We start from the raw sequence: 17,758 nt of genomic DNA, 5'->3' as shown, positions 1-17,758 counted from the left end.
AAAGATTAGGTTACCATGGGAATTGTTGCATTAATTACGACTCGCTATATACGCGGGTCCCGAGTACTAGGGTTTTTGTCCATAAAATCCAGACTTTCCTTTATCGTGATGATGGTAGGGGTTTCGCTCCTAGTTGTTGTCCTATCAATTTTCAACGGGTTTCAAAAACAAGTCAAGGAATCTCTTTGGCAGGGTGGCCCTCACATAACAATAGAAAACTCTTTTGGCTCAGGCGCGATTGGAAGCTATCAAAAGGTCATTGAACATTTGAAATCGGATCCTAAACTGAAAGATTCCATCATTTCTATTGAAGGAAATATCACAAGCCACGGTCTGATCCAAAGTAACAATAATTTTAATCCCATTATGATCCGGGCAGTCCCGATTGAAAGCATTGACCGGCTCATTCAGAATGGCCTTCCCAATTTTCCACGTATCCTTCAATACAATCGGGATGAAATTCAAAATATTAATTCTAAAAAGCTGGTTGTGATCGGTAAAGAAATGAGTGCCATTTATGGGTATGGTATTGGAAAGGAAATCACCATGGCGGTTCCTGGGGGAAGGTTTACTGTGGAACGTGGTGTCCAAGTAAACGTTCAGACTTTTCGCCTAACGGGACTTTTTAAGACGGGATACTATAATTACGATTCTAAGTTTGTATTTTTGTCCTTACCGATGGCCCAAGAATTTTTTAAGATGAAAGATGCGGTCAATCAAATTGCGATCAAGGTAAACTCGCTTGACGATCTCAAATTGACCAAAACCCGAATCTTAAATCGGTTAAACGAAGAAGGATGGAATCCTGGGATCCAAGCACAGTCTGCATTTTCTGTGAGAACCATTGCCGAAGAACAGGAAAATTTTTTAGCAGCTTTAAGATTAGAAAAAACGATCATCTCTATCATTGTATTTCTATTTATCGTTCTTGCAGCCTTAGGTATGGTTGCCACAGTCCATTCCTTAGTTCGTGCTAAACGCAAATCTATAGGAACCTTAAAAGCACTTGGACTTGCCTCCAACGATATTCTCTTAATCTTTACTTTGAATGCGATGATTGTTGGCATCTTGTCTTCGTTAGTGGGCGGGATGTGGGGAATTTTTGTGGCTACCAAACTTGAAGTCATTATCAGTGGCTTATCCGAAATCATAAATGCTGTGGGTTACGCTCTCAACCCTACAGAATGGAGTAACGTAGAACTGGTTCCGAAAGACATTTATTATTTTGATCATATCCCCGTGGATATTGATATTTCCTTTATTTTTATGGTAACAACGGCAGCTACAATTCTCTCGGGACTTGCCGGATACTTCCCTGCTCGTTGGGCTGCAAATTTAAATCCAGTGGATACGATACGCAATGACTAATACGATTACAAACGCTACTGTTTCTGTTCGCGGTTTACAAAAATACTACCAAGTTGTGGATCAAAAGTATCATATTCTGTCGGGAATGGATTTCGAAGTTAAATCGGGTGAGATTGTATCTGTTGAAGGTGCATCAGGCGTTGGAAAATCCACGCTCCTAAACATTCTCGGGGCCATGGACTCTTTTGATGAAGGCGAAGTAGATGTTTGTGGCGTTTCGTTGAAGAATCTAAACGAAAGGCAAAGGGAATTATTTCGAGCAGAAAAAATCTCGTTTATTTTTCAGCAACACCTTCTGCTTCCCGATTTTACGGCGATCGAAAATGTGATGATGCCGCTTCTCATTTCCAAAGTAAACCAGAAGGAAGCTAAAGAGCGTTCGCGAGATATTTTAAAATTGGTGGGACTAGGGGAGAGAACGGAAAGTTTTCCCTCGCAGCTGTCAGGTGGAGAGAGTGCAAGAGTGGGTGTTGCCCGTGCCCTAGTTGGTAGAAAACAATTGATACTTGCAGATGAACCGACTGGAAATTTGGATCGAGACAACTCTCGACACCTTATGGATTTGATCAAGGATCTTCAGAAAGAATTTCAATTTTCACTAATTCTTGTGACCCACGATATGGAACTTGCATCTATGGCACATAAAAGAAATCGAATTTTATCTGGCAAACTTACACCTATCGCGGGTTAAGTTTTGATTCCGTATTGTGTTCGTTGCGGTTTGACCGAAACCATTTTTTTAGAAACTGGGAAATTTGGATGCCCGGACTGCCATGATACTTTTTTTCCTGGGAAATTGATCCGTGTTCCGGTTGAACACAAAAACCTCCTTACTCGGATAAAAGATATAAAAAGTGTAGGGAAAATCGAGTGGTCCGATGTCACATATCGACTGCGGCTAGCGCGGTGCTTTCGAAAAGGATTTTTCCCGTTCTATACCAACGAGAAAGATAAAACTAGGTCTCTACTCGATCGACACGGTTTTGAGATGGGTGAAAATGCCCGCGAGGCAAAAGTGAATGCCGAGGGAATCAAATTCTATACGGGTGATGAAGACCACCTGCGTATGGAGTGGATGCAAACGCCCGTTAGTCTTGCAAAAAATGGATGTTTTCATCTTCCAGGTTCGCTTCGTTTTTTATATGAAAAAGGTCTATGGGCATGGAACCCAAAAGTGGGATTTCTTAATTCCTGTCCTACCAACTGTGGTCGAGGGGATCGCTTGAGTGTGCAAGCTCGTACGAACCCCGAATCCCTTTTTTTGATCCTTTCCTCAATAGAGAACCAACTAGGATTTAGTTTAGAATTTCGTAAGATTGCCGATGAGAGTAAGGTAAGTAGAAACGAGAAAGACACGGTTTTGGTACAAATTTCGATTAAGAATGCAAATCCATTCCAAAAACTACGGTTTTTCAAAATTCTTGGTTTACTCGGGCTAGTATAAGTAAGTACGGTACATGATGGTATCGTAGACTTCCGTCTAAGATTTAAAAGGTAGGGTGCGGCATGTTGGAATTCACAAAAAGAGCAAAACGGGTCATCAACGAAATCGCGCAAGACGAAGCCAAGAGACTCGGTTCTGACTTCATCGGGCCTGAACATATTCTCCTCGGGCTTTTGCGAGAAGAGGATTCAGTTGCGATTAAGATTCTTACGAATCTGAACATCAATCTGAATGAACTTAAGAAAGAGGTAGAAAAACGAACTAGAGAAAATTCAGGAGCTTTGCTTTTGGATGTATCTCAAGGGCAGGACAAATATCAGAAAATGATAGAGGTCTCTAAAGAGGAGGCAAAGCGGCTGAAACATAATTATGTGGGCACCGAACACATATTACTTGCTCTGCTCCGTGACAATAATAATATTGCGGGTGGATCCTTGTCCTCCTTTAGCGTGAATTATAATGTAATCAAATCAGAAATATTAAGACTTTTAGGGGCGCCTCCTGCAAGCGCTGTTGGAGCAAGTTCGGGTAACCAGCAAACGCAACAACAGACAACACAGGCACCACCGCGCCAAGAAAAAAGTAAGACTCCCATTTTAGATGAATTTGCACGCGATTTGACCCAGCTTGCAAAAGAGAAAAAGCTAGATCCCGTCATCGGTCGAGCAAAAGAAATAGAACGAGTCATTCAAATTTTATCACGTAAGACAAAAAACAACCCAGTACTCGTCGGCGAGTCTGGAGTTGGAAAGACGGCGATCGTCGAGGGACTTGCGCAAGCTGTCGTTGAAAAGTTAGTACCTGATTTACTTTTCGAAAAGCGAGTACTCTCTCTCGATTTAGCGAGCCTTATTGCTGGAACGAAATATCGTGGTGAGTTTGAAGAACGTCTCAAAAAAATCATGAAAGAGATTGTTTCTTCCCAGAACATCATCATCTTTATCGACGAGTTGCACACGTTAATTGGCGCCGGAGCTGCCGAGGGTGCAGTAGATGCAGCAAATATTTTAAAACCTGCTCTTGCTCGTGGTGAACTTCAGTGCATTGGTGCAACAACGAGCAACGAATATCGAAAGTATATTGAGAAAGATGCAGCTTTAGAAAGACGATTCCAAATGGTAAAAGTGGCAGAACCATCAGTAGATGATGCGATTCTAATTCTTACTGGTTTGAAAAAAGCTTACGAAGCGCATCATAAGGTACGTTATTCGGCAAAAGCATTGGAGCAAGCGGTTAAACTCTCTCATAGATACATCAATGACCGTTTCCTTCCGGATAAGGCAATTGACATCATCGATGAAGCTGGTGCCAAGGCGAGACTTGCAAACTGCCAACGACCTGCAGAAATTAAGGAAATCGAAGAAGAAATCAAAACTCTCTCCACAAAAAAAGAAGATTTGGTAAGAGGACAAGAATACGAAAAGGCAGCTGCTGTTCGAGATGAAGTGAATCGTAAAAAAATTCTTTTGGAAGAGAAAATCAAACAATGGCAAGAGCGCATAGAAGGTTTTGCTGTTTCGATTGAAGAAGAAGATATCCTATCGGTTGTTAGTTTGTGGACAGGTATACCATTAAAGAAAATGGAACAAACAGAAAACAACAAACTTCTAAACCTAGAGCATGTCATCAAAGATCGTATAGTCGGACAATCCGAAGCGATTGACAAAGTAGCCAGAGCTGTTCGACGTTCTCGCACTGGACTAAAAAGTGAAAAACGACCTACAGGTTCCTTTATCTTCCTTGGACCGACGGGTGTTGGAAAAACAGAGCTTGCAAAGGCTCTCGCAGAGCAATTGTTTGGTTCAGAAGAAGCTATGTTGCGTATCGACATGTCCGAATATATGGAGCCACATGCAGTTTCTCGATTGATTGGGGCACCTCCTGGCTATGTAGGTTACGATGATGGGGGTCAATTGACCGAATTCGTTAGAAGAAGGCCATATAGTCTTGTTCTACTCGATGAGATCGAAAAAGCACACCATGATTTGTTCAACATATTGCTTCAGATAATGGAAGAGGGGAATTTGACGGATACGAAAGGTCGTAAAGTTAACTTTCGTGATACCATCATCATCATGACTTCTAACATTGCAGCCAAAGAGATTTCTAAAGGTGGAAGATTGGGTTTTGAGGACTTCGAAGCAGAGAGAGAACAGTATAAAGCTGACCAAGCTCGCGAACAGTTGAAAAAACACTTTAACCCTGAGTTTCTAAACCGTGTGGATGAAGTTGTATATTTTGCTCCATTGAAAAAAGAGGAAATTGTTCTGATTGTGGATATCATGTTAAAGGATTTTAACAAGAGACTCACTGAGAAGAAAGTTCACGTTGATCTAACATCTCCCGCTAAGGAGCATTTTGCGACGATAGGTTATGATCAGAATTATGGTGCTAGGCCACTTCGAAGAGTATTCCAACGCGAATTAGAAGATTATATGGCTGTGCAATCTTTAAAAGGTGTTTATGAAAATCCTACAAAAATCGCCGTCGATTTAGTGGATGGCAAATTGACCTTTGCTGAAAGCCCTTGGACAGATTACAAAGAACCTGTCAAAAAAGATGACGATTCATCATCTAGCGAAGAGGAGAGAGACTTAGCGCTCGTTTGATGTAATGGCAATTCTGATCCCATTGCTGTTCCTTTTTTCCTATTTTTTTATTAGGAAAATATGGTTCCAACTTCGTAAGATCAGAACGGTCGCCTCGATTGAAAAAATCCAGATTGGGATCATCCAGCCCAATCTGGTCTTACCTGAAGTCAAAGTTCATTATAAATACTACTTCCAATCCGGGCTCTATTTTGGAGCGGGTTACTTAAATATTTCAGACTTTTTGCCTGGACAAGAGTTTCATTTGCATCTGGGTCCGAATCAAATTCCCATCTTATATATTGATGATAGGGAATTCATCACCGAGGAGCACATAGAACATTTCTTGCTTTCTGGGGGGGGAAGCGTTTTTATATACATAGACCCCATTGAACCTTATCACTCTCGCATTGATCAGGTAAATTTAAACTGGGTCGGCGTTCCCTCGGACTGAATATGAAAATAAAGATTGCCATTCTCTCACTCATAACACTTTTCCATCTACAATTATCGGCAGAAGATACGACTCCGATATCTGGATCCTCCTACTTTCAAGCTGTAGAAGAATACAAGCTTAAGAACTATCCCAAATCGATAGGGTTACTTAAGTCACTGCTCTCAGAAGGAAAGGCAACTTACGAAAGTTATGCCCTCCTTGCTTATAATTATGATAAGTTAAATGATTTTGAAAATGCATATTCTTCCATACAGGAAGCTCGAAAGAGAAAACCGGATGATGAGAATCTTGCTAGCGATATGCTGGGAATCCTTGCCCACTTTAAAAAGTGGAAAGCTATCATCGAATTATGTGAGAAGTTCGTCCCGCTGTATTCCTCAAACGCAGAAATTAGATATTTTTATGCCCTCGCCCTTGCGAGCAGAGGAGCTGATAAAGTCGCGCTTTCACAGATCGAAAAGGCAAAGGCCAATCATCCAAATGATGTTCGTTTTCTCGAATTAGAAGGCAAAATATACTACTCGATGAAGAGTTATGAGAAAGCGGATGTCAGTTTACGTTGGGCCTCCTCAATCAATGATAAATCGGCAAGTGTTTGGAATAATTTAGCCCTAGTTCAGGAAGCCATGTACTATCAAAATGTGAAGTTGGGCAAAAAAAAGGATGCGGTTACCTATCTTGAAGAGGCAAAACTTTGCATCCAACGAGCAGAAAATCTTGCTCCAGACCAAACATCAGTGAAGGAAAACGGTCGTCGCATCAGCGCTATCCCTTCTGCGTGAAAATCAAATTTCATACTCTTGGCTGCCGTCTTAATTTTTTTGAAACGGATGGATTGTACTCGGTTTTAAAAGACCGAGGCTTTTCGCTTGCTCTTCAAAATGAAGATGCAAAGTATATTGTTGTTAATACCTGTACGGTCACCAACAAAGCCGATGTCAAAAATCGAAATATCATTCGAAATGCGATAAGATCAAATCCAGGCGCTAAAATTTATGTGACTGGTTGTTATGCGGAAACGGATAAAGAAATTATTTCTGCCATTCCTGGCGTCACTGCTGTTTATGGGAATGGTGAAAAAAGTTCACTTCCATATAAAATTTTGGAAGATTGGGAAGGCAGAGAGCAAATCATTGAAAAACCATTAGACAGATTTTCTTATTCTGATGTGTTACCCGAAGGTCATACACGTGCCTATCTAAAAATCCAAGACGGTTGTAATAGAAAATGTTCTTATTGTAAAATACCCTCAGCTCGCGGACTCGGTGTTAGTCGAAATTTCGTTGATGTTTTAGAACAAGTAAGATTTTTGCAAGACCATGGAGTGGGCGAAATACAATTAACAGGCGTTAACCTTGGTTGGTATAGGCTGGAAAATGGTGAAAAAGGTTTTTTAAATCTTTTGGAAGCAATTTTGAAAATATTAGAATATTCAAGATTGCGTCTTTCCTCCATCGAGCCGCCAGATGTTGGTGATGGATTGCTTGATTTGATGACTCACTCTAGATTTTGTAAATTTTTACATGTTCCTTTGCAAAGTGGAAGTCGTTCTGTCTTAAAAGCGATGAAACGAACCTACCATCCCGACTCTTTCCGCCTAAGGATAGAGAAAGCGAAACAGAAAATACCAGGGCTATTTTTAGGAACTGATGCCATTGTTGGGTTTCCGAATGAATCTCTACCTGAATTTGAAGAAACCAAATCACTGATCACAGAACTAGGGTTTGCTAAAATTCATGCTTTCCCTTATTCTGTGAGAAAAGGAACTTCCTCGGAAGAGATTGGTGATCCAATTCCAGGAGATGAAAAGAAACGACGTGTTTTGGAGCTGATGGCACTTAGTTCTGATTTGAATGAAGCCTACGCCCGTAGACAAATCGGTCAGCTTCAGGAAGCCATTCTGGAAACAGGTGGCAGACTCGTGACCTCCAATTATCTGAAGGGAAAACTAGAACACGAGTCAGATTATCAATTTTTACATACAGGTCAATTTCTGGATGTAACTCCGAAAGATCTGATCAAAATCCCTGGTAAGGAATCTGAGATGGTCTTTACCTTTCGACCTAGCTAATTCTTATTAAGCCTTGTTAACTTTTTTTTAACCAAACAGTCCACTCGCCTTTTTTTTCAGCTTCGATTTCCCAAGAAAGATCTGGAGCTTGGAACGAGGAATCAATGGACACGGCAAGAGCTTCCATGCCTTTCGCGTTTTTTATAATTGCGGCAAAACCGCCACATGATTCGGAAAAATTTATCCATTCCGATCTCGATGTGATTTCTGCCTTTTTCCGGGCTCGGATTAAATCTTTAATCTCTGTTAATCCCCAATCAAAGTAATCTGGCCAATAGACGCAAGGTGTGCCGGGAGTGGATAAAATAAACGCATAGGCCCTTGATTTAAAGTTTGGTGGACATTCCCATACTTTTTGTCCCCAACCATTGGAGGGAGAATAGGGGGAGGCACCTGTATCATGGTTTTCTACAAGAGTAGCGATAGAGGACCGTATCTCAGGATCATTATGAAGGTTCAGTCCATTTTTTAGATTGTATGCAGTTGCAGAATTGATTTCCCTTTTCAGAACCATATCAAATACGCAGCAACCTGAATCCTTCGCCCAACCTATGATACGCGAGCTCTCACTTCCTCCGTAGCGTTTAAACATGGGATCATCCGTAATGTTTGCTGCCTGCCAATATTCACCTACAGAAAAATATTCTACCTTCTTTGTGTCTTTGATCAAATTAAAAACGTCATTGGGATGATATCCCCAAACGAAATCCCAACGCCAGCCGTCTACTTGACAATCATCAAGTAGCTCATTTAATGCGTGTTTGAACCTCTCGTAAACTTCCGGCTGGTCAAGCTTTAGATCGCAGCTTCCATCAAAAAAGGCACCACCTGTGTCACTGCCATTGGCACGCCATGCAGGACCTGGAAAATGCCATACGTCATTCTGCATTCTAAACCGATCTCGATGGTTGAGTACAATATCAATGATGACTTTAATATTATATCTGTGAAAAATTTGAACGAGTTCGATTAATTGATGTTTAGTTCCGTATCTTGAGTTTAAATCAAAATCTCTCCAAAAATATCCTTCCCCACCCCCATGTTTTTCGTCTTTTTCCCATTTTGAATCATCGATCCAAGGTGGCGGAAGATAGACAATCGTGATCCCCATCTCTGCAATTTCTTTTACTTTTTGGATTAAGATTTGATACCAAGTTTTGTCTTGCTGGTCGAGCGTACCTGTTCCATGGCTTTTTACAAGATTCCAATGGAAAGCCTGTAATAAAATGTCCTGTCCATTCCCACGAGTAACGGCTGTGTCTGTTTGGTTCATATCGAGGAAGCATGATAATTATCATAACTTTGACAAGGATTTATTTGGAATATCGATCGCCAAGGGATTGGCTCATTCGCAAGATCATCCATATGGCTTTGAATAAAAAGTATCTTGGACTAGGCGGCGGCCTGGTTTTACTTCTTTCGGTAATTTTTCTTATTTTGAAACAATCAAACAAAGAGAGTCTGACCATTTCTCGGGGATCGATAGTAGAGGCAGTCTATGCTTTAGGAACGGTCAAACCATTACAGAGTTATTCTTTAAAATTTGGCATCTCCGCATCGATCAAAGATTTATATATAGAAGAGGGGCAATATGTAACCAAAGGGGCGCCGCTCCTCAGTAATGATTCAGGGATTGTCTTTAAGGCTCCTTTCTCAGGCATCATAACGAATCTTACCCTTTCTAAAAATGAAATTGCAATGCCAGGTGTTCCCATATTGGAACTAATCGATATGAAGTCAGCCTTCATTCAGGTTTCTCTGGACCAAGAATCAGCACTAAGAGTAAAAGCAAATCAGAAAGCACAATTAAGTTTTGAATCCATTCGTGGACATGTATATGAAGGAATCGTTGAGCGTGTCTATCCCTCGCATGGTCAATTTATAGTAAGGATCAATTCTCCGAAACTCCCTGAAGGGATCCTCGCAGAGATGACGACCGATGTTGCTATTGAAGTCAGCAGAAAGGAAAATGTGATTTTGGTTCCGCTCATCGCCGCAGATAAAGGAAAGATCATTCGCATTCGAGATGGCAAAAAAAGCAAAATTGAAATCAAGTTGGGAGCCATTAATTCGGAGTTTGGTGAATTGATAGATGGCGATTTAGCTGAAAATGATGAAGTTTTTGTGAATCGAAAATAATATGTTTTTTTTAGCGATCAGACAAATTATCTCCAGGCCACAGCAGACGATACTTACCGTACTCGGTATCTTACTCGGAACTGCCGGTTATGTTATGTTCTCTGGTATTATGCTTGGATTTCAGACTGTGATCATGGAACAACTTGTCAATTCGGATGGGCAAATAAAAATTTCACCTCGTGATGAGATAATTACGGAAAGAACATTTGAAGATATTTTTTTTACGGGAGCGGAGGTTAAATGGTTGTCCCCTCCTTCCGGTAGGACAGATAATTCGAGACTTACAAATGTTAAAGGATGGCTAGATAGACTTAGTAAAGATGAACGTGTCATTGCTTACTCACCTCAATTAACGCGAGAAGTGATTTTTATCAACGGTAAAACGACTGCTCCCGCTAGATTTGTAGGGATAGACCCTATTCGTCAGGGTAAGGTAACCAATCTTGAGACTTATGTTTTTGATACAAAATTGAAAAATTTGGGGGAAGGTGGTTCTCTAGGTATACTTGGAGACGGGATACTGACAAAACTTGGTGCAAAGGTAGGTGATACAATTCAAGTTTTAACTCCCAAGGGAAACACATCACCTTTAAAAATATTGGGCGTGCTTCGAACTGGTAATCGCCTTATTGATGATGTTTCCTCCTACGGTACATTGTCCGTTGTTCAAGGGATTACAAATTCCAGCGGTGAAGTCTCACAAATCATTGTAAAAATTTTAAACGTAAGGGATGCGGCTGGGATCGCAGAGGAGTGGGCGTATTATAGCAGGGATAAAGTCGAAAGTTGGGACCAGGCAAATGAGAGTATCCTCTCCGTTTTTAAAACGCAGGATATAGTAAGAAATTCAACTACCTTTACCATCATACTCGTTGTTGCTTTCGGTATTTATAATATATTGAATATGGTTGTGAATCAGAAGAAGAAGGAAGTTGCCATCTTACGATCCATTGGCTTTGATGGGAGAGACACGATCATTTTATTTTTAATTCAAGGTATCATTTTAGGTCTAGTAGGAGCCATCTTAGGGTTATTTGTTGGTGCCTTCGGATGTTATATGATTGAGGGCATTCCTCTAGGATCTTCGAAAGGAAATGTAAAAGCAGTGATACGAACCATGCAGATATCGTGGGATACGATCATTTATGTAAAGGCCTTTTTGATTGCGATGCTCAGTGCAACCATAGCCAGCTATATTCCGGCGAGAATGGCAAGCCATCTTTCGCCAGTTGAAATCATTCGCGGGGCTGCATGATAAAAGACGGCCTAATCGCAAAAAATATAATTAAATCGTTTGGAGATCCTCCTATTGATATCATCAAGGATATCTCTCTTGAGATTGAAATCGGTGAATTTGTCGCTCTCATAGGTAAGTCAGGTTCCGGTAAGTCCACTCTGTTGTACATCGTTAGCGGGCTTGATAATCCAACATCAGGGACTGTTTCTCTAGGCGGCTATGATCTCTCTGCTACGGATGAGAAGATGATTCACAAGCTCCGCAATGAAAACATTGGTTTTGTCTTTCAGTTTCATTATCTGCTGCCGGAGCTTACCGCGATTGAAAATATTACCATGCCTGCGCGTAAACAAAACCAATTGAAACAGGTAAGCGAATATGCCAATCACCTTTTGAATGAATTTTCGCTGACACATTGCACCCATAAAATGCCAAGCCAAATGTCCGGAGGGGAACAACAAAGAGTCGCCATTGCTCGCGCACTCATTCAAAAGCCAAAATTTATATTCGCAGACGAACCTACGGGAAACCTAGATACGGCAAACGGCGATAAGGTGATAGAAATATTTAAAAAAATCAATCGAGAAGAGGGAACGACAATTATATTTGTTACGCATGATATGGATTATGCGAATGCAGCAAAAAAAAGAGTCCACCTCCAAGACGGGAAAATTTTTAAAATTGATTAACTCATAATTTTATAGCGATGGTCCTTGATTTTTTATCAAAAAATCTGCTATATTGGCTGATTTTGAAGGCAATAGCAGATATTCTGTCAAAAAAATGATGCTTCCCTCAGGCGCTTTTCCATCCTGGAAAAGCCATGTTTGAAAATTTTGAAACCGATGCGATCCGCATCCAAACTCCACGAACGGCTCAGAACGAGCATTCGACTCCTCTCTTTATGACCTCTAGTTTTATTTTCGAGGATGCGGAGCATGCCAGGGCAATCTTTGCTGAAGAAGTGCAAGGAAATATGTACTCACGTTTTTCCAATCCGAACACTACCGAATTAATGGATAAATTGGCAAGAATGGAGAAGACGGAAGACGGAGTTCCTTTTGCCTCAGGCATGGCGGCTGTCTTTAACTCGATGTTCGCCTTACTAAAATCTGGTGATCATATTCTTGCATCCAGATCAATCTTTGGATCAACACATTCAGTACTCACTCAAATTTTTCCAAGATTCAATATTTCGCACACTTATGCAGATATCGGGAATATCGAAGAATGGGAAGCCGGCGTGAAACCAAATACGAAAATCGTATTTATTGAAACCCCTTCGAATCCAGCACTTGATATTATCGATTTAAGTTGGATCTCCGCATTTTGCAAAGCACATAACTTGATCCTCATTGTGGATAATTGTTTTTGCACACCTTACATACAAAGACCCGCTGAATGGGGTGCGGATTTAGTCGTTCATTCAGGAACAAAATTTTTGGACGGACAAGGAAGAGTCATCGCGGGCGCGGTACTTGGAAGAAAGGATCTCATCAAGGAAATTCGATTCATCGCACGTGCAACTGGACCTTCGCTTTCCCCCATGAACGCTTGGATCATATCTAAAAGTTTAGAGACGCTTGCCATTCGGATGGAAAAACATTCGGAAAATGCTTTAAAATTAGCAGAATTTTTAGAAAAACATGACGAGATCGAACTAGTAAAGTATCCTTTTTTGCCATCTCATCCACAATACGTGCTCGCCAAAAAACAAATGAAATTAGGTGGTGGGATCGTGACCTTGGTAGTGAAAGGTGGTCTAGAAAGAGGAAGAAAATTCCTAGATGCACTAAAATGGTTTTCTTTAACGGCAAATCTTGGTGATTCGCGTACTACTGTTACGCATCCAGCCTCCACAACACATGCCAAGTTATCTGAGGATGAGAGATTAGCTGTGGGAATCAAGCCTGGTCTCATTCGTATCTCAGTGGGTCTTGAACACATTGATGATATCATCGAAGAAGTTTCACAGGCCTTGGCAAATTCAAAGTAAAGAATGGAAGGCGATTTTATTCTCAGATTCTATTTGTTGTAATTTAGGTTGTTACATTTCTCGCAAATATCATCGGGTATCACACCTAACTTCATCAAGATGGCAAAAAAGAAGCAGCCTGCGCACCATCCTAAAAAGGACTCAAGGGATGCAAAAAAAACTAAGATACCGAGGACAATCTTATAGGCAGTGAGTTTTCCGATGATCCATAAAATGATGGATGATGATGCGAAGCAAAGTCCAATCAGCTGTGCAAATCTCTTTGGAGGGCCTGCAGTCGGAACAAAAGAGATGCCTAATTTTGGAACTAGATACCTTGAGGTAAGAAAAGCAAAAGGCTCAAATTTAGGGCCGAAGCTAAGGCGAGCGGCAAAACCGTAAAATAGAATTCCCAGGGAATACGGGTTCGGAAAAAAAATACTCACGAGTCCTAGAACCACGACGGTTGCGGCAACCATTCGCGTCACATTTTCGTTTACAACATCTGGATAATCACCTATCTTCATCATTTCGTCTCCTACAGAAATCAGACTGGCGTTCTATGTTCCAATCGCAAGAAAAAATTCGTTTTTGCAGAGGAATAGTTCGATTTATTGACATTTTACAGTCTAATCTCAGAATATACGCAAAAATTCGGTTGTTTTTACGAAAAGAGGGAACTATGGCACGTCAGGTATTCACATTGCTCTTAAAATCATACGGCATTTTAGGCTTCTTGTTTTGTGTCATGCTTGCTCTTTCGGACCATCTTCGCAGCCACCCATCTGCCGATAAAAAATGGGACCTAGCCGCATCTTGGATCATTTCTCCAGGACAAGCCGTCGCATTAACGCAAACCGGCGCCTTTTTGTTAGATGCCCGCTCCCTAGATGATCGATTCTTAAAATCCATTCCAACCGCTAAAATTGTAAACTGGGAAGATTACTCAGTCCCTAATTCCCCATTAAAAGGGAGACTGCTTCCAAAGGATCAATTGGCAAAAAAACTTGATGAGTTAGGCATAAAACATCAAGATAAAATAATTGTTGTAGGTGATCCGTTAGACGGCTGGGGGGAAGAGGGACGCATCGTATGGACTTTACGATCTGCGGGTTTTCATCGTTCTTATCTCGTTGATGGCGGTGCGGATAAATTTCTGGAAAAACAGAGACAAGGAAGTTCCGCTCTCTTAAATGAAGTATCAAGGATAGAACCAAGCCAAGTCGCGAAGGAATCGACTTATGATATCACAGCAGAAAATTTACTCGCTCAAATTAGTAGACAACAAATAGAAAGTTCTGTTTTGGATGTTCGCGAAGAAAGAGAATTCCTTGGTTCAACACCATATGGTGAGTCTCGCGGTGGTCATATACCGCGCGCTAAATGGATTTACTATAAAGATTTTATAGATTCGGAAGGTTATGTAAAATCTCGAGAAAAAATTTTAGAAATCTTAGTATCTAAAAAAATACCATTAGACAAGCCTATTATCTCTTATTGTACCGGTGGCATTCGATCTGCGTTTACCACATCTGTGTTTATTTCTTATGGAATAAAAGCAAAAAATTACTCAGGTTCTATGTGGGAATGGACATCAATGGATGCAAATTCGTTCCCCTTAAAAAAAGGACCGGAGTGAAATTTACAAAAATTTTATTTTCGATCAGCTTTGTTAGCGTGATCGGATCCGGGTATGTTATATGGAATCAATTTTCCTTACGACCAGTCCCTCTCGAATCTGTTTTCCCAGGGAAAGTCTGGAGCAAAACAATCCCCCAATTGCCTAAGTTAGATGGGGTAGGTGAACCTCGAGCAGAGAATTGTGGGAAATGCCACACCGAAATATATAAGGAATGGCAGTCCTCGACTCATGCACATGCATTATCAGATTTACAATTCCAGGCGGAATTGTCTAAGCCAGGGCAGCCGGAATGGATTTGCTTAAATTGTCATATCCCGGTGCAAAACCAGAGAGAGACGAGGATCGAGGCTTTAAACCATGGCGACTTCAATCGACCTATTGAAGCAATCAATCCAGGGTTTGATCTCATCATGAAAAATGAAGCCGTAACGTGTGCTACGTGTCATGTGCGCGTCGATGAAGTGGGTAAAGCATACGTTCTAGGTGGAAATGGGAAAACGAGTCCTCCTCATCCAGTGAGAATTGATCAACAGAAACTAAGAACTCGTTGTCTTGATTGTCATAACGAAACATATAATCTGAGCTCTTCTCTGGTTTGTTATTTTAAAACAGGAGATGAGATGAAGGAAGCACAACCTCATTTCCCAGGAAAAGATTGTGTTTCTTGTCATTTGCCGGATGTGAAAAGAAGTTTTGTGGATGGAGTTTTAAAGAAACCTATTCGCAATTCTCATAAGCACGCATTTATCGGTGGTGGTGTTCCTAAAGAGTTTTCTCTTTACGAGAAACAGATACCAGGTGGCTACAAACCCGGTGTCATACTGAACGGCTGGGAGCAATCAAAATCAGAAGAAATTAAAATTACCTATCAAAATGCAAATGCTGGACATTATGTACCTTCGGGGGATCCAGAAAGATTTTTACGTTTGGAGTTGGTTTTTTTAGATGAGGCGCAGCGCGAGATAGAAAAAAAAGTATCCTTGATTGGACAAACTTGGAAGTGGAACCCAGAGGCTGAGCTTGTATCCGAAAACCGATTGCGTCCGAAGGAAACAAGAATCTGGAAAGAAAAAATTCCGAGCAATCAAGTAACGAAAATTATATTTCGAATCTATCATGTAAAACTAAAAGAAACGACTTCTGCTTACATGTCATCATCGGTTAAACATGCAGATCCATTCATACAAACTAAAATATCATCTTTAAAAGAAAATTATCCGCATAGTTCCATAATCTTGGAATCTACATTTGACTTAAAAAGCAAACGGGCGAGTGAGACAAGTTTGCAGGAATTGTTTAAAAGAAACGAGAAGCGACGTGGAGAGTGATGGCTTTATTATTATACCTGCCAGGAATGAGGAGGAGAATATTGTTTCGGTCATCGATGGAATTTTGCATTTAGGTTTATTTAAGCCTTCTCAGATCATCATAGTAAATAACGCTTCAACTGACAATACGGCCGCGATTGCAAAACATAAAGGTGTGACAGTAGTAGATGAACCCAGATTAGGATATGGTAATGCATGTTTGGCGGGTATTCGGTGCATTCAAGGAATTGCGAAATGGATTCTCATAATGGATGCAGATGGTTCGGATGACCCAACGGATCTATTGAATCTTTTCAAAATTTTTCATGATTCCGATGTTGATTTGCTTATCGGATCCCGAGTGCTCGGTTTTGCAGAGCGGGGTTCCTTGGGTTTCATCCAAAAATACGGCAACTGGTTGACTTGTTTTTTGATTTTTCTTTTTTATCGTAGAAGATTTACGGATTTAGGTCCGCTACGCATGATTCGCTTGAGTGCATTAAAGAGCATGCAACTTCGGGATACAACATGGGGCTGGAATATAGAAATGCAAATCCGAGCCATCCAAGAGAACTTAAAAATTCTGGAAATACCTGTCTCGTATCGAAAAAGAAAGTATGGGGTTTCCAAAATCTCGGGAACGTTGCCAATGGCAATTCGTGTTGGAGTCAAAATACTGTTTACTTTTTTCAAATTAACAATGTTACCTCCGAAAAAATCCTAAAATGTTTTATTTTCTATCTTTATCATATGCCCTCTTTCTTAAAATATTCTTACCTTTTCTAAACAGAACCGAATGGGATACTTTTCTCGCCTTTCTTTTCGTATCTTTCAGTTTTTATTTTCTAATCTTAAGATATGTTTCAAGTGTCTCTCTAAATGGAATTTTTGGGATGGGAATCGTTTTGCGTCTGGCTTCTCTCTTCGCCATTCCCGTCTTAAGCGATGATTTCTATCGATTTCTTTGGGATGGATTTTTATCATTCCAAGGTAGCTCCCCTTTTGTATTTACACCGTTAGAATGGATGACAAAAAATGAATTTAGACATACGAACCTGCTCGAAATTTATGAAAATCTAAATAGCAAAAACTATTATTCTGTTTATCCAGTGATCTTGCAGGGAATATTTGCAATCCCTTGGATACTGGGATTGGAAAACCTTTTTTACCAAGTAGTTTGCCTCCAATTGATACTTTTTATTTTTGATATTTTCAATTTGATTATCATGAAAGCAAAGACCAAAGATTTGCGTATCTATTGGATCTTTGTTGGCAATCCTTTGTTAGTATTAGAATCAGCATCACAAATTCACTTCGAAGGGATGATTCTCTTTTTCTTTTTCATCATTTTAAGCCAATTCCAGAAACGAAGATTTTTAATTTCATCCATTATCTTTTCAATAATAATGCAGATTAAGATTAATTTTCTTTTTTTAATGCCTGGCTTTATGACAAACAGGACCTATCCAAGCTAGCGCTAACAGAAATTAGCAGTGACTCGTATCTTACAAAATTACAGTCGGATATTTT

17 protein-coding genes are annotated in these 17,758 nt (G+C 40.4%); 15 read left to right on the top strand and 2 right to left on the bottom strand.

Annotation, left to right across the window (positions count from 1 at the left end; all coding sequences use genetic code 11):
• Nucleotides 1–15 precede the first annotated feature (15 nt).
• From EHQ58_RS02555 to mtaB, 7 genes are all read left to right on the top strand, one after another.
• Nucleotides 16–1,368 carry an ABC transporter permease gene (locus EHQ58_RS02555; RefSeq protein WP_135621779.1) on the top strand — a complete coding sequence of 451 codons (1,353 nt, stop codon included), beginning with the start codon at nucleotides 16–18 and terminating at the stop codon, nucleotides 1,366–1,368.
• Nucleotides 1,361–2,059, top strand: a complete 699-nt coding sequence (locus EHQ58_RS02550) for an ABC transporter ATP-binding protein (RefSeq protein ID WP_135621778.1) — start codon at nucleotides 1,361–1,363, stop codon at nucleotides 2,057–2,059. The genes EHQ58_RS02555 and EHQ58_RS02550 overlap by 8 nt, the downstream gene beginning before the upstream one ends.
• Nucleotides 2,060–2,062: 3 nt before the next feature.
• Nucleotides 2,063–2,812 carry an ATP--guanido phosphotransferase gene (locus tag EHQ58_RS02545; RefSeq protein WP_135621777.1) on the top strand — a complete coding sequence of 250 codons (750 nt, stop codon included), beginning with the start codon at nucleotides 2,063–2,065 and terminating at the stop codon, nucleotides 2,810–2,812.
• 62 nt (nucleotides 2,813–2,874) lie between these two features.
• A complete protein-coding gene (locus EHQ58_RS02540; protein WP_135621776.1) occupies nucleotides 2,875–5,421 on the top strand; it encodes an ATP-dependent Clp protease ATP-binding subunit in 2,547 nt (848 codons plus the stop codon).
• Nucleotides 5,422–5,425: 4 nt separating this feature from the next.
• Nucleotides 5,426–5,854, top strand: coding sequence for a hypothetical protein (locus EHQ58_RS02535; protein ID WP_135621775.1), 429 nt, complete (start codon nucleotides 5,426–5,428; stop codon nucleotides 5,852–5,854).
• A 2-nt stretch (nucleotides 5,855–5,856) separates the two neighbouring features.
• Nucleotides 5,857–6,639 carry a tetratricopeptide repeat protein gene (locus tag EHQ58_RS02530; RefSeq protein WP_135621774.1) on the top strand — a complete coding sequence of 261 codons (783 nt, stop codon included), beginning with the start codon at nucleotides 5,857–5,859 and terminating at the stop codon, nucleotides 6,637–6,639.
• On the top strand, nucleotides 6,636–7,928 hold the full coding sequence (gene mtaB / locus EHQ58_RS02525) for a tRNA (N(6)-L-threonylcarbamoyladenosine(37)-C(2))-methylthiotransferase MtaB (protein ID WP_135621773.1): 1,293 nt from the start codon (nucleotides 6,636–6,638) through the stop codon (nucleotides 7,926–7,928). Before EHQ58_RS02530 ends, mtaB begins: the two co-directional genes overlap by 4 nt.
• Nucleotides 7,929–7,944: 16 nt before the next feature.
• Here the strand turns inward: mtaB and EHQ58_RS02520 are convergent, their stop codons facing one another.
• Nucleotides 7,945–9,201: an alpha-amylase family glycosyl hydrolase gene (locus EHQ58_RS02520; RefSeq protein ID WP_135621772.1), complete on the bottom strand. Its 1,257-nt coding sequence runs from the start codon at nucleotides 9,199–9,201 to the stop codon at nucleotides 7,945–7,947.
• Nucleotides 9,202–9,245: 44 nt separating this feature from the next.
• On the opposite strand from EHQ58_RS02520, the gene EHQ58_RS02515 reads away from it, so the two are divergent.
• The 4 genes from EHQ58_RS02515 to EHQ58_RS02500 all read left to right on the top strand — a co-directional run bounded on the left by EHQ58_RS02515 (nucleotide 9,246) and on the right by EHQ58_RS02500 (nucleotide 13,300).
• The gene (locus EHQ58_RS02515; RefSeq protein WP_246047071.1) at nucleotides 9,246–10,067 is read left to right on the top strand and encodes an efflux RND transporter periplasmic adaptor subunit; all 822 of its coding nucleotides are present in this window, start codon (nucleotides 9,246–9,248) and stop codon (nucleotides 10,065–10,067) included.
• A 1-nt stretch (nucleotide 10,068) separates the two neighbouring features.
• A complete protein-coding gene (locus EHQ58_RS02510; protein WP_135621771.1) occupies nucleotides 10,069–11,322 on the top strand; it encodes an ABC transporter permease in 1,254 nt (417 codons plus the stop codon).
• Nucleotides 11,319–11,993: an ABC transporter ATP-binding protein gene (locus EHQ58_RS02505; protein WP_135621770.1), complete on the top strand. Its 675-nt coding sequence runs from the start codon at nucleotides 11,319–11,321 to the stop codon at nucleotides 11,991–11,993. Before EHQ58_RS02510 ends, EHQ58_RS02505 begins: the two co-directional genes overlap by 4 nt.
• A 134-nt stretch (nucleotides 11,994–12,127) precedes the next feature.
• Nucleotides 12,128–13,300 (top strand): trans-sulfuration enzyme family protein, encoded by a 1,173-nt coding sequence (locus EHQ58_RS02500; RefSeq protein WP_135621769.1) that lies wholly within the window; start codon nucleotides 12,128–12,130, stop codon nucleotides 13,298–13,300.
• Between the two features lie 29 nt (nucleotides 13,301–13,329).
• Here EHQ58_RS02500 and EHQ58_RS02495 read toward each other — a convergent pair whose 3' ends face one another.
• A complete protein-coding gene (locus EHQ58_RS02495; protein ID WP_135621768.1) occupies nucleotides 13,330–13,806 on the bottom strand; it encodes a DUF4395 domain-containing protein in 477 nt (158 codons plus the stop codon).
• Nucleotides 13,807–13,961: 155 nt separating this feature from the next.
• Here EHQ58_RS02495 and EHQ58_RS02490 point away from each other — a divergent pair, with 155 nt between their 5' ends.
• From EHQ58_RS02490 to EHQ58_RS02475, 4 genes are read left to right on the top strand one after another with little or no spacing between them, the layout of a single operon-like run.
• Nucleotides 13,962–14,918: a sulfurtransferase gene (locus EHQ58_RS02490; protein WP_167883511.1), complete on the top strand. Its 957-nt coding sequence runs from the start codon at nucleotides 13,962–13,964 to the stop codon at nucleotides 14,916–14,918.
• Nucleotides 14,915–16,249 (top strand): multiheme c-type cytochrome, encoded by a 1,335-nt coding sequence (locus EHQ58_RS02485; protein ID WP_246047070.1) that lies wholly within the window; start codon nucleotides 14,915–14,917, stop codon nucleotides 16,247–16,249. Before EHQ58_RS02490 ends, EHQ58_RS02485 begins: the two co-directional genes overlap by 4 nt.
• Nucleotides 16,239–16,952 carry a glycosyltransferase family 2 protein gene (locus EHQ58_RS02480; RefSeq protein ID WP_135622111.1) on the top strand — a complete coding sequence of 238 codons (714 nt, stop codon included), beginning with the start codon at nucleotides 16,239–16,241 and terminating at the stop codon, nucleotides 16,950–16,952. Before EHQ58_RS02485 ends, EHQ58_RS02480 begins: the two co-directional genes overlap by 11 nt.
• A gap of 1 nt (nucleotide 16,953) precedes the next feature.
• Nucleotides 16,954–17,703: an MptA/MptB family glycosyltransferase gene (locus tag EHQ58_RS02475; RefSeq protein WP_135621765.1), complete on the top strand. Its 750-nt coding sequence runs from the start codon at nucleotides 16,954–16,956 to the stop codon at nucleotides 17,701–17,703.
• The last annotated feature ends 55 nt before the right edge of the window (nucleotides 17,704–17,758 follow it).

The organism is Leptospira ognonensis (genome assembly GCF_004770745.1).
Lineage (GTDB): Bacteria > Spirochaetota > Leptospiria > Leptospirales > Leptospiraceae > Leptospira_A > Leptospira_A ognonensis.
Note: the sequence above shows the minus strand (reverse complement) of the source record. Positions and strands in the feature narration are given on the sequence as shown.